Below are 12,660 nucleotides of genomic sequence, written 5' to 3'. Positions count from 1 at the left end.
GATGGCAAGCACCTTTTCCCTGATCCTCGTCGTCGTCACCCTGCTGACCGGCATCATCTGGACGCTCGACAAGCTGGTCTGGGCCAAGCAGCGGGCGGCCAAGATTGCCGCCGCCCGTGCCAATGCCGGTCCGGATGTGGACGAGAAGACACTGGCCAAGGTGGCCCCCATGCCGGTCTGGATCGAACAGACCGGCGGGGTTTTCCCGGTGATCGCGCTGGTGCTGATCCTGCGCTCCTTCATCTTCGAGCCGTTCCAGATCCCGTCCGGCTCCATGATGCCGACCCTGCTGGTGGGCGACTTCATCCTGGTGGAGAAGTTTGCCTACGGCCTCAAGGACCCGGTGACCAACACCAAGTTCCTCGAGACCGGAGAGCCGAAGCGCGGTGATGTGGTGGTCTTCAAGTATCCGCTGGATACCCGGGTGGACTACATCAAACGGGTGGTCGGCATGCCCGGCGATCGGGTCATCTATCGCAACAAGGAGCTGATGATCCGGCCCAAGTGCGATGAGCAGGAAGGGAAAACGTGCCCCGGCTTCCAGAAGCTGGACGTCAAGTTCGAGCAGCGCGGCGAGTTCAGCCAGATGGGGATCCCGCTGGATCGCTACACCGAACAGCTGGGCGATGTCTCCCACGAGACCTTGCGCAACCCGCTGATGCCGGACCTGGTGGACCGCTACTATCGCCAGCCCGGCACCTACCCCGACGAGTGGGTGGTGCCGGAAGGCCACTATTTCGTGATGGGTGACAACCGCGACAACAGCACCGACAGCCGTTTCTGGGGCTTCGTGCCCGAGCAGAACCTGGTGGGCAAGGCGGTCGCCATCTGGATCAGTTTCGAATTCGAGCGTGAGGAAGGGTCCAGCTTGCCGAGCTGGGTACCGACCGGTGTGCGCTTCAACCGCATTGGCGGAATCAAGTAAATGAATATCAAGATGAACAGACTGCAGTCCCGTCTCGGGCATGTCTTTCAGGATCCTGAGCTGCTGACCCGGGCACTGACCCATCGCAGCGCAGGGTCCCGTCACAACGAGCGCCTGGAATTTCTGGGGGACTCCATCCTGAGTCTGGTGATTGCCGATGACCTCTTCCACCGCTTCCCGCAGGCGGCGGAAGGGGATCTCAGCCGGATGCGCGCCACCCTGGTGCGCGAGAAGACGCTGGCCGAGCTGGGCCGGGAATTCGACCTCGGGGATCACCTGATCCTGGGGCCGGGGGAGCTGAAAAGCGGCGGTTTTCGCCGCGAGTCCATCCTGGCCGACACCGTCGAGGCGGTGATCGGCGCCATCTATCTGGACACGGATCTGGAGCGGGTGCGCAGCCTCCTGCTCGGCTGGTATGCCAGCCGCCTTGGCGAGATCAAGCCCGGGATCGAACAGAAGGATCCCAAGACCCGTCTGCAAGAGATCCTGCAGGGCAGCCGCAAATCCCTGCCGACCTACACGGTGACCAACGTCAAGGGCGAGGCCCACAACCAGGAGTTCACCGTCCAGTGCGAAGTGGATGGGCTGGATGGCCCCCTGGTCGGGATCGGCTCCAGCCGCCGCAAGGCCGAACAGGCCGCGGCGCAGCAAGCACTGGAACGGCTGTCATGAGCACCATGACGGATCCGGCACTGTGCGCTCTTTTCACTCCATCAGCATTGGGAACGCGGTCATGACAGATACCACCTATTGCGGCTTTGTCGCCATCGTGGGCCGCCCCAACGTGGGCAAGTCCACCCTGCTCAACAAGTTGCTCGGCCAGAAGGTCAGCATCACCTCGAAGAAGCCCCAGACTACCCGTCACCGGATCCTGGGGATCGACACCGAGGAGAACCATCAGACCATCTATGTGGATACCCCGGGTCTGCACATCGAGGAGAAGCGGGCCATCAACCGCCTGATGAACCGTGCCGCCACCAGTTCCCTGGGGGACGTGGCCATGGTGGTGTTTGTGGTGGACGGCACCCACTGGACCAAGGATGACGAGATGGTGCTGGGCAAGCTGCGCCACCTCAAGTGCCCCGTGGTGCTGGCGGTCAACAAGATCGACAACGTCAAGGAGAAAGAGGATCTGCTGCCGCACCTCGAGTGGCTGGGTCAGCAGATGAACTTTGCCCACATCCTGCCCATCAGCGCCGAGAAGGGCACCAACGTGGAGAAGATCCGCGAGTGGGCCAAGGATCTGCTGCCGGAGAACGTCCACTTCTTCCCGGAAGATTACGTGACCGACCGCTCTTCCCGCTTCATGGCCTCCGAGATCATCCGCGAGAAGCTGATGCGCTTCACCGGCGAGGAGCTGCCCTATTCGGTGACGGTGGAGATCGAGCGCTTCAAGGTGGAGGAGACCGGTCTCTACCACATCCACGGGCTCATCCTGGTGGAGCGCGAAGGCCAGAAGAAAATGGTCATCGGCAACAAGGGCGAGAAGATCAAGACCATCGGCACAGAGGCGCGCATCGACATGGAACGGCTGTTCCAGAACAAGGTGCATCTCGAGCTGTGGGTCAAGGTCAAGTCCGGCTGGGCCGACGACGAGCGGGCCCTGCGCAGCCTCGGGTATGGCGACGACTGATTGCTGACCCCGGCTTTCGTCATCCACAGTCGGCCCTATCGGGAGACCAGCCAGTTGGTCGAGGTCTTCACCCAGGATAGCGGTCGATTCACCCTGGTGGCTCGCGGTTCCCGCGGGCCACGCTCCTCTCTGAAGGGGCTGCTTCAGCCCTTCACCCTGCTCACCATTGCCTGGCGCGGCAAGGGGGATCTCAAGAACCTCACCCAGGTGGAGTGCCCGGATCACTCGTTGCGCCTCGGCGGGGATCGTCTCTTCTACGGCCTCTATCTCAACGAGCTGGTCTACTACCTGCTGGAAGCGCACACCCCCTTCCCCGAGGTGTTCGACGCCTATGCCCGCGCCATCATGGCGCTGGCGGACGGCGAGACCCCGGAGCTGCCCCTGCGCCGCTTCGAGTTCCTGCTGCTGCAGGCCTTGGGCTACGCGGTGGATTTCGAATATGCCGCAGACGACGACTCCCCCATCGACCCTACCCTGCTCTACGGCTTCGAGCGGGAGCTCGGCTTTGTCGCTTGCGAGCGGGCGCCGGATCCCCGTACCCTGTTCCTCGGCGCCCACCTGCTGGCCTTCGCCGAGGGGCGTTTCGACACGCCTCCCTTGCTGCAGGCGGCCAAGCGTTTCAGCCGGCTGGCGCTGCAGCCCTATCTCGGCAAGCGTCAACTGAAGAGCAGGGAGCTCTTTTTGAAGCGAAAAGGCAGTGTTTCAAGCTGATTTTTATTATCTGGTGATGTTTTGTGTTTATGACATCGCTTTTGATGAACAATAATGCTGTCGCCGTGGCCATAACCGGGCTGCGGCGGCACATGGACAGAGGGGCGGGCACCACCCGTCCCGGCATTCACAGATGACCTGTATCAAGGAGTAAGCAATGAGCGAGATCTACCTGGGTGTGAACATCGACCATATCGCCACCCTGCGCAACGCCCGCGGCACCCAGTATCCGGATCCGGTACAGGCCGCCTTCGTGGCCGAGCAGGCCGGTGCCGATGGCATCACGGTCCACCTGCGGGAAGATCGCCGCCACATCACCGACCGGGACGTGGAGATCCTGCGCCAGACCATCCAGACCAGGATGAACCTGGAGATGGCGGTGACCGAGGAGATGATCGGCATCGCCTGCCGCATCAAGCCCCACTTCGTCTGCCTGGTGCCGGAGAAGCGCACCGAGGTGACCACCGAGGGTGGTCTGGACGTGGCGGGCCAGCTGGACAAGGTGACCGATGCGGTGACCCGCCTGGCCGCCGTGGGCGCCCAGGTGTCGCTCTTCATCGATGCGGATCCGCTGCAGATCGATGCGGCCGCCGCGAGCGGTGCTCCCTTCATCGAGATCCACACCGGCCGCTACGCCGATGCCACCACGGATGCCGAGCGCAACGCCGAGTTCAAGCGTATCGCCGCCGGTGCTTCCTACGCCGCTGGCAAGGGCTTGAAGGTCAATGCGGGCCACGGCCTGCACTACCACAACGTCAAGGCTATCGCCGCCATCCCCGAGCTCTATGAGCTCAACATCGGTCACGCCATCATCGGTCGCGCCGCCTTCGACGGTCTGGCCAAGGCGGTCAGCGACATGCGTGCGCTGATGCAGGAAGCCCGTCAGGGGATCTGATGCCGCTTCGCTGGTATGAAAACCACAAGGGACGCTTCGGCGTCCCTTGTGGTTTTCAGGAATGGAAGGCGGGGTGAACCCCGTGCTCATCTGGCATGGGGCCGGGCATCCGTGTGCAGAGGGCGAAAGGGAAGGGGCGTCTCAGCATGGTTACGGGAAGTAGCGCTCCAGCAGGGCGGTGAGGATGGCCTGGCATTCGGCATCCGGCTCACCGGTGACCAGGGCGGGGCGAAAGTGAAGCTGGAAGGCGCGCAGGACGGCGCGGCTCTGCTCATCCCAGGCGCCGTGCTGGGGGAGGCCGTAGCCGTAACGGGCAAGCTGCTGCTGCCATTGCAGCGCATCCCAGGGGATGAGCTGCGTCTGGCGCAGCTCGGCCACCCGGGCCTCGTCGGGCCAGGCGCCGACACCGTAGCGCAGGGCGAGCTCGCGCCAGGGGAACCGGGGGCCGGGATCCTGCTTGCGCTCGGGGGCGACGTCGCTGTGGGCCAGCACCTGGGTGGGGGGGATCTGGTAGCGTTCGACCAGATCCCGGGCGAGGGCGCCGAGGGCGGCGATCTGGGCAGAGGGATAGGGTTGCCAGTGTCTCAGATGGGCTGGCAGGGCCGCGTCTTTCTCGTCATACCCGAGATTCACTATCTCGATGCCGAGCGAACTGGCGTTGAGCCCGGCGTAGTGATGCCAGCGACTGCGTCCGGCGTGCCAGGCCCGCTGGCTGTCGGGCACCAGCTGGTAGACCGGGAACGGTTGCTCGTCGGTGTCGCGGGGGATCAGGTAGTGGGCGCTCACCTTGTGCTCCGGCTCGGTCAGCAGGCGCAGGGAGCGGGCATCCTCTTCATCCGTGTAGTGCAGGATGAGAAAGGCGATGCGCTCGTTCTGGCTGGCGCTATGATGCTCCTGATTGAGCCGATAGGGCGCAGGCTGGCAGGCGCCGAGCAGCAGGATGAGGGGCAGTGACCAGAACCAGCGCGCCGCGAACCGACACGCACCGCCGCTCGCCGACGGGCGTGGAGTCAGCAGGCGGCGCCAGCCCATGGTCTAGCCTCGCACCTGGCCGGAGGCGGTCATCAGGGCCCGGGCCTGTATTTGGCGGTGAGGCCAATCAGGAAGTTGCGCAGGATCTGATCCCCGCAATCCTGATAGTGCTTGTGATCCCTGGCGCGGAACAGGGCGCTCAGCTCGGACTTGGAGAGGTTGAAGTTCGCGAGCTTGAGGGTGCCCAGCATCTCCTCTTCCTTGTAGTTGAGGCCGATGCGCAGCTTGCGCAGGATCAGGTTGTTGTTGATCCGGTTCGGGATCACCTGGGGCGGGGCATCTTCCCGCACACCGCGGCGCAGGGCGATGAAGCCGTCGAGGAACTGGCTCAGTGCCGAGTCCGGGCAGGCGGCGAAGCCCGCTTCCTGTGCCTCGCCCTCTTCGGCCTCTTTCATCAGCCAGCCGTGCAACTGGGCATGGGTGATGGCCAGATTGCCCTTGGCAAAGATCTCGACCATCTGGTCGTTGCTGATGCTGAGGGCATAGCGCAGGCGGCGCAGAATATCGTTGTTGGTCATGTTGACTCCTGTGGAAACGGCGCAGATGTTACCACCTGCCGCCTGTCCAGTCAGAAAAAGCGCCTCAGTCGGTCAGGGCCAGGTAGCGGGGAGCCTCCTGCCTCACCTGCTCCAGGGCATCCTGCAGCTCCAGTAATTCGGGTTCCAGATCGCTCACGGCGACCCCGTCGCGCAGCTGCTGCTCGAGCTGGGAGAGCAGGCGTTGCAGACCCGGCACCCCGGAGTAGGCGCAGCCACCGTTGAGGCGGTGGAGCTGGGCCAGCACGTCTGCATCGTCGGCACTCCCTTCCAGCGCCGTCGCCAGGATGGGCTCCACCTCGTCGAAGCTGGCCAGCAGCATGGTCAGCATCTCCCGGGCGAGGGCCGGCTTGCCGGCGGCCTGACGCACGGCAAGGGGCCAGTCTATCTGCTGATCCCCGTGATTCTGGTGCCGCCGGTGGGCGAAGTCGGTGATGAGCTGCGCCAGCATCCCCTCGTCGATGGGTTTGGCCAGGTAGTCGTCCATGCCCTGGCGAATGAGGCGCTCCCGCTCACCGGGAATGGCATGGGCGGTGACCGCGACGATGGGGGTCTCGGTGTTGAGGGAGTGGTGGCGGATCGCCTGGGTGGCGCTGATGCCGTCCATGACGGGCATCTGGATATCCATGAAGATGATGTCGAACGGCTGGCTCTGGGCCAGGTTGACCGCCTCCTTGCCGTTCTTGCACACCACCACCTCGGTCACCATCTCCTTGAGCATGGCGGCGATGAGCTTGAGGTTGGCGGCGTTGTCATCCACCGCCAGCACCTTGACCGCCTGCACGCTGCGCGGCGTCGGCGCGGGCAGGGGGGCACGGCGTACCGCCTCGGGGGAGAGCAGAGCGTGCAGCAATTTGCGATGGTTGATGGGCTTGGAGAGGCAGTGGACGGCGCCGTGGGCCAGCATGGCGTCGTAGAGGGCCGGCTCGTGGCTGCTGAGCAGCACTATGGTGTTCTGCTGGCCGTCCAGTCCGTCGAGACGGGCAATCACCTGCTGCGGGCTGTGCAGGGTGCTGCTGCCGATGAGCACCATGTCCTGGCTGCTCATCGGGGGCCACTCCTCGTCCACCGTCAGGGAGTGCACATCCAGGTGCCACTCTCCCAATAGGGCGAGCAGGGAGGCGTGAGTGAAGGGATCCGGCTCCAGCAGCCAGACCCGCTTGCCCTGGATGCGATCCAGCGGAAGCCGCTCGCTCTGGGGCAGGGGCGAGACATCCAGATCCAGGTGGAACGAGAAGACCGACCCCTTGCCGAGTTCGGATTCGAAGCGGATCTGGCCCCCCATCTGCTGCACCAGCTTCTGGGTGATGACGAGCCCGAGCCCGGTGCCCCCATAGCGGCGGGAGATGGAGGAGTCTGCCTGGTTGAAGGCCTGGAACAACTGGCGCTGCTGCTCTTCCGAGATGCCGATGCCGGTATCGCGAATCAGTACCCGCAGGCGCACCTTGTTGCCGCTGGATTCCCCGGTCTGCTCGACACGCACGTCCACGTTGCCGCGCTCGGTGAACTTGATGGCGTTGCCGGTGAGGTTGGTGAGCACCTGCTGCAGGCGCATGGGGTCGCCGGTGAGGTAGTCCGGCACGGCGGCATCCACCTGGAGGGAGAGTTCGAGCTGCTTGTCGTGGGCGCTCGGCCCCAGCAGGTGCATGGTCTCGTTGAGGGTGTCCCGCAGGCTGAAGGGGATGTGCTCGAGCTGTAGCTTGCCCGCCTCCAACTTGGAGAAGTCGAGGATGTCGTTGATGATCCCAAGGAGGTTGCGCGCCGACTTCTCGATGGTCTGCATGTAGTCGGTCTGGCTCGGGGTCAGACTGGTCTTGAGCAGTTGGCGGGTGAAGCCGATGACCCCGTTGAGCGGGGTGCGCAGCTCGTGGGACATGTTGGCGAGGAACTCGGACTTGACCCTGGCCGCCTCCTGGGCGCGCTTCTTCGCCATGTCGAGCTCGACGTTCTGGATCTCGATCTGCTCGAGGGTCTCCCGCAGATCCGACGTCGCCTGATCGATGTTCTGCTGCATCTCCTCGTGATATTCGGAGAGCGCCTTGGCCATGGCGTTGATGCCGTTCTTGAGCATGTCCAGCTCACCGGTGAGCTGGCCGCTGACCCGGGTATCGAGTCGCCCCTCCCTGATCCGGTGCACCGCCTGCACCATGTCGGTGATGGGCTGGGTCACGCTCTTGACCAGACGGAAGCCGAACAGGGCGCTGATGGCCAGCCCGATGAGCACGATGATGACCGCGAAGAAGGCGTCGCGGTACTGCAGGACGATGGCCCTGTCCGTGGCAAGTTGCATGGAGATGTAACCGATGACCGGCGGCTCCAGATCGCTTGGCAGCGGGAAGCCGTCCAGGCTGGTCTCTGCCTGGATGGGGGTGCGCAGTATGATGTCATCGCCGTTGACGGAGACGCTGGTCAGAGCCGGGATGACGCTGCCGTCCGGCAGACGAAGCTGGCTGAAGTCCCTGTGGTAGTTGGACGTCACGAACAGCTGGTTCTCCTGGGTGAAGACGGCGATGGACTTGATGAAGGGCGAGTTTTTGCGATGGGTGAGCCCGATCAGCCGCTTGAGGGATTCGCGGCTGTGCTGTGTCATGCCGTATTCGCTGGCGATGGCCAGGGGCTCGATGATGTTGATGCCCTGATCGATGAGGTTGTTTTCCAGCTGCTGATAGCGGTGGAAGGTGAAATAGCCGGCGATGAGGCCGCCAATGATGAGGGTCGGCAAGATGGTGAAGGCCAGCACCCGGGCCCTGAGACCGTACTTGGTCATGCCGCCGCCCCGCCTTTCGCAAGAGAAGCCATGACCCGGGGCGCATGCAGGCACTGGGGTCGGGCAGGCAATACAGTCATTGTCGCTGTACGGGGTCTCAGGCCGTATCCGGTCATATCAATGGGCCACTTTTGGTCAGAATGGACGATGGGGCGGATGCCGCGGCTGGGGCCCTCAGGCCGTATTTGGTCATACGATTATTCTTGTGGGACAATGGTCTGCCGCAGATTCCACAATCATGACATAGCCACCTATAGGCACCAAGTTTTATGGCCCAGTTTTTCAAGCCCCAAAAGAAATCCACCCAGCCCCAACGTATTGAATTTACGGTAGACAGTCTGGATCACCACTGTGTCGGCGTCGGCCGTCATCAGGGCAAGGCCATCTTCGTCGAAGGGGCGCTGCCCGGCGAGGCCATCAAGGCCCGCATCATCGACGACAAGAAGCACTATGCCCACGCCGCCCTGCAACAGGTGGTGACCCCGGCGGCCAACCGGGTCGCCCCCTTCTGCGACCACTATCGCGAGTGTGGCGGTTGCAGTGCCCAGCACCTGGGAGAGGGAGATCAGCTGGCGGCCAAGGAGGCGGGACTGGTCAGCCTGTTCGAGCGCCTTGGCAACATCCAGGCGCCAGCGTTGGCACCTGCGCTGACGGGGGAGTCCCGCGCCTACCGCCGGGTCTGCCGTCTGGCCATCAAGTTTGACAAGAACGGTCGCTGCACCCGGGTGGGCTTTCGTCGTCGCCAGTCGAACGATCTGGTAGAGATTGCTGGCTGTCCTGTGCTGGCCGAGCCCCTCTCTGCCCTTATCGCCCCTCTGCGCGAATGCCTCAATCGGCTGAAGAGCCAGCGCGAACTGGGCCATGCGGAACTCATTCAGGGGGAGCAGGGCATTCTGATGCTGCTGCGCCACACCGGTCGCCCCACCGAGGCGGATCGGGCGCACTTGACTGAGTTTGCCACCGCCCAGGGGATAGACCTCTATCTGCAGGCGGCGGACGAGCAGATCGAACCTCTGCGTCAACAGTCTCAGCCAAGTTACACGCTGGATGGCCTGTCTCTTGCATTCGCTCCCGGCGACTTCATCCAGGTCAACGGGCCCGTCAACCAGCGCATGGTGGAGCAGGCATTGAGCTGGCTCGACGCAGGCAAGGATGACAAGGTGCTGGACCTCTTCTGCGGCATCGGCAACTTCACCCTGCCGCTGGCCCGTCAGGCCCGCGAAGTGGTGGGGGTGGAAGGGGAGCTCGCCATGGTGACGCGTGCACAGGAGAATGCCCGCCGCAACGGCATCGACAACGCCCGCTTCTACAAGGCGGACTTGAGCGGCGACATCGTGGGCATGTCCTGGGCCCGGGAAGGGTTCGATCTGGTGCTGCTGGATCCGGCCAGACCCGGGGCGCTGGAGGTGATGAGCCACGTGGTGGCACTTTCCCCCAAACGGGTGGTCTATGTTTCCTGTAACCCGGTCACCCTGGCCCGTGACAGCCAGGTGCTGGTGCAGGGGGGCTACAAGCTGACCCGTCTGGGGATGCTGGACATGTTCCCCCACACTGGTCATCTGGAGTCCATGGCGCTGTTCGAACGGGGCTGAGTCGAGGCGACCGCATTATTCTGGATGAATCAAGATGCGGTCGTGATGATTTTTCGATGTGCATGATGCTGCCAGAGTGAGGTAAAACAGGTGTTTCTCGCTGCCTTCAACGGGCAGGGCAGCATGCGGTTATCTTGGTTTTCCAGCGGCGGCAGCGCTGTTTGAGCGGGAGTGATTAGGGTAATCTAGGTCGTCGATAGTGGATCGGATGCGGGGAAGAGCCCTGTCACCTTGCGCGGTGACATGCCTTGAAAACTCTTTCATGCATCCCCATTTGAGGCAGTCATCAGTTGATGAGGGGATGAGGAGAGCATCGGCTTTCGACCCCACACTTTTAAGGATTGATACCATGGTTGCGGTGCGCGATATTCATTTGAAAGACAATTTCACTCTGGATGAGTGGGTCAGTTCCCTTACCCTGAGTGAAAGTGACAAGAATCAGCTGCGAACCGTCTACCAGTATTGCCTGACCCTGGGTGACGAAGCGCTCACCAACCGCCTGCTGGTGCGCGGGGTCGAGATGGTGGGCATCCTGCTGATGCTCAGCATGGATCTCGCCACCCTCAAGGCCGCCATTCTCTATCCCTTCGTCGAAGCGGGTCTCATCAGCCAGGAAAAGGTGAACGAGGACTTCGGCCCCAAGATCGCCAAGCTGGTGGAAGGGGTGCTGGAGATGGAGGCCATCCGCTCCCTGCAAACCCTTCACCGCAGCGAAACCTCGCCGGAGCAGGTGGACAACGTGCGCCGCATGCTGCTCGCCATGGTCGAGGACGTGCGCGCCGTGGTCATCAAGCTGGCGGAGCGCATCGCCTGCCTGCGTGAGGCGAAGAAGGCGGATGAGGAGACCCGGGTGCTGATGGCCCAGGAGATCACCAACATCTATGCCCCCCTTGCGAACCGCCTCGGTATCGGTCAGCTCAAGTGGGAGCTCGAGGATCTCGCCTTCCGCTACCTGCACCCGGACACCTACAAGCAGATCGCCAAACAGCTGGATGAGAAACGGCTCGACCGCGAGCGCTACATCCGCGAATTCGTGCAGTCCCTGCGCGATGCCCTGGCCGAGGCCGGCGTCGAGGCCGAGGTCTATGGCCGACCGAAACACATCTACAGCATCTGGCGCAAGATGCAGAAGAAGCACCTCGAATTCAACGAGCTGTTCGATGTGCGCGCGGTGCGGGTGATCACCAAGCGGCTGCAGGATTGCTACGCGGCGCTCGGTATCGTTCACACTCATTTCCACCATATTCCCCGCGAATTTGACGACTATGTCGCCAACCCCAAGCCCAATGGCTACCAGTCCATCCACACCGTGGTGGTGGGGGAGGAGGGCAAGACGGTGGAGATCCAGATCCGTACCGAGCAGATGCATCAGGATGCGGAGCTCGGTGTGGCTGCGCACTGGCGCTACAAGGAAGGGGCACAGGCCGCTGCCAAGACCAGCACCTTCGAAGACAAGATCGAATGGCTGCGCAAACTTCTCGCCTGGCAGGAGGATCTCTCGGAGAGCGGCTCCTTGCTGGACGATCTGCGCAGTCAGGTGTTCGAGGACAGGGTTTATGTCTTCACTCCCAAGGGCGATGTCATCGACCTGCCAGCAGGGGCGACGCCGCTCGACTTCGCCTATCACGTGCACAGCATGATCGGTCACCGCTGCATCGGCACCAAGATCGACGGCCGTATCGTGCCCTTCACCTATACGCTGCAGACCGGCGACCAGGTGGAGGTGATCACCCAGAAGGAGCCGAACCCGAGCCGCGACTGGATGAACCCGAACGCCGGCTTCCTGCGCTCCAGCCGGGCGCGGGCCAAAGTGGCCACCTGGTTCAGAAAGCTGGACCGGGACAAGAACATCGCCGCCGGCAAGGAGTTGCTGGAGAAGGAGCTGGACCGCCACAACCTCACCCTCTCCAAGGTGGACAAGGTGGTGCTGGAGCGCTTCCATGCGGAGGAGCTGGAAGATTTGCTGGCCGGTATCGGCAGCGGCGACATCCGCATCAACCAGCTGCTCAATTATCTGGACACCCGCTACAACAAGCCGACGGCGGAAGAAGAAGATCGCCGTCTGCTGGAGAAGCTGGAGCAGAAGGCCAATGTGCCCTTCCGCCCCAAACCCAAGGATCACATAGTAGTGGAAGGGGTGGGCAACCTGATGACTCACATCGCCCGCTGCTGCCAGCCCATCCCGGGGGACGCCATCCAGGGCTTCATCACCATGGGACGGGGGGTTTCCATCCACCGGGAGGATTGCGAGCAGCTCAAGGAGCTGTCGCGTCGCAACCCGGAGCGCCTGATCGATGCGGTCTGGGGGGAGAACTACTCCGGCGGTTACGGTCTCACCATCCGCATTCTCTCCAACGACAGATCCGGCCTGCTGCGCGACATCACCACCGTGCTCGCCAACGAGAAGATCAACGTGATGGGAGTGCGTTCGCGCTCCAACGTGCGCGAGCAGACCGCCGAAATAGACATGGAGCTGGAGATTTACAACATCAACGCCTTCAACCGGGCGTTGGCCAAGCTCAGTCAGCTCAACGACGTGATCAGCGCCAAGCGGCTGTAATGCTCAACC

The 12,660-nt window shown here is 63.0% G+C and carries 10 protein-coding genes; 7 read left to right on the top strand and 3 right to left on the bottom strand.

Going from position 1 to position 12,660, the window contains the following annotated elements; genetic code table 11:
* Position 1 precedes the first annotated feature (1 nt).
* From lepB to pdxJ, 5 genes are all read left to right on the top strand, one after another.
* Positions 2–925: a signal peptidase I gene (gene lepB, locus ACPW74_RS16310; protein WP_010675640.1), complete on the top strand. Its 924-nt coding sequence runs from the start codon at positions 2–4 to the stop codon at positions 923–925.
* Positions 926–1,597, top strand: a complete 672-nt coding sequence (rnc, locus tag ACPW74_RS16305; RefSeq protein WP_010675639.1) for a ribonuclease III — start codon at positions 926–928, stop codon at positions 1,595–1,597.
* 61 nt (positions 1,598–1,658) lie between these two features.
* Complete coding sequence (gene era, locus ACPW74_RS16300) at positions 1,659–2,558, top strand: GTPase Era (RefSeq protein ID WP_041211854.1); 900 nt, start codon at positions 1,659–1,661, stop codon at positions 2,556–2,558.
* The gene (gene recO / locus ACPW74_RS16295; protein WP_039040537.1) at positions 2,559–3,269 is read left to right on the top strand and encodes a DNA repair protein RecO; all 711 of its coding nucleotides are present in this window, start codon (positions 2,559–2,561) and stop codon (positions 3,267–3,269) included.
* Between the two features lie 157 nt (positions 3,270–3,426).
* Complete coding sequence (gene pdxJ, locus ACPW74_RS16290) at positions 3,427–4,164, top strand: pyridoxine 5'-phosphate synthase (protein ID WP_010675636.1); 738 nt, start codon at positions 3,427–3,429, stop codon at positions 4,162–4,164.
* A 150-nt stretch (positions 4,165–4,314) separates the two neighbouring features.
* On the opposite strand, the gene ACPW74_RS16285 is transcribed toward pdxJ, so the two are convergent.
* From ACPW74_RS16285 to barA, 3 genes are all read right to left on the bottom strand, one after another.
* Positions 4,315–5,196 carry an N-acetylmuramoyl-L-alanine amidase gene (locus ACPW74_RS16285; protein ID WP_425858387.1) on the bottom strand — a complete coding sequence of 294 codons (882 nt, stop codon included), beginning with the start codon at positions 5,194–5,196 and terminating at the stop codon, positions 4,315–4,317.
* A gap of 32 nt (positions 5,197–5,228) precedes the next feature.
* A complete protein-coding gene (locus ACPW74_RS16280) occupies positions 5,229–5,714 on the bottom strand; it encodes a DUF1456 family protein (RefSeq protein WP_010675634.1) in 486 nt (161 codons plus the stop codon).
* Positions 5,715–5,778: 64 nt separating this feature from the next.
* Positions 5,779–8,499 (bottom strand): two-component sensor histidine kinase BarA, encoded by a 2,721-nt coding sequence (gene barA, locus ACPW74_RS16275; RefSeq protein ID WP_425858385.1) that lies wholly within the window; start codon positions 8,497–8,499, stop codon positions 5,779–5,781.
* A 269-nt stretch (positions 8,500–8,768) separates the two neighbouring features.
* Here barA and rlmD point away from each other — a divergent pair, with 269 nt between their 5' ends.
* Positions 8,769–10,091, top strand: a complete 1,323-nt coding sequence (rlmD, locus tag ACPW74_RS16270) for a 23S rRNA (uracil(1939)-C(5))-methyltransferase RlmD (RefSeq protein WP_119197319.1) — start codon at positions 8,769–8,771, stop codon at positions 10,089–10,091.
* A gap of 349 nt (positions 10,092–10,440) precedes the next feature.
* Positions 10,441–12,651 (top strand): GTP diphosphokinase, encoded by a 2,211-nt coding sequence (gene relA / locus ACPW74_RS16265; protein ID WP_010675631.1) that lies wholly within the window; start codon positions 10,441–10,443, stop codon positions 12,649–12,651.
* The last annotated feature ends 9 nt before the right edge of the window (positions 12,652–12,660 follow it).

The sequence above is a fragment of the Aeromonas sp. INTO2 genome (assembly GCF_049860605.1).
GTDB classification, from domain to species: Bacteria; Pseudomonadota; Gammaproteobacteria; order Enterobacterales; family Aeromonadaceae; genus Aeromonas; species Aeromonas caviae.
The sequence above is the reverse complement of the archived record's forward strand: the minus strand, read 5'-3'. Positions and strand labels throughout refer to the sequence as shown.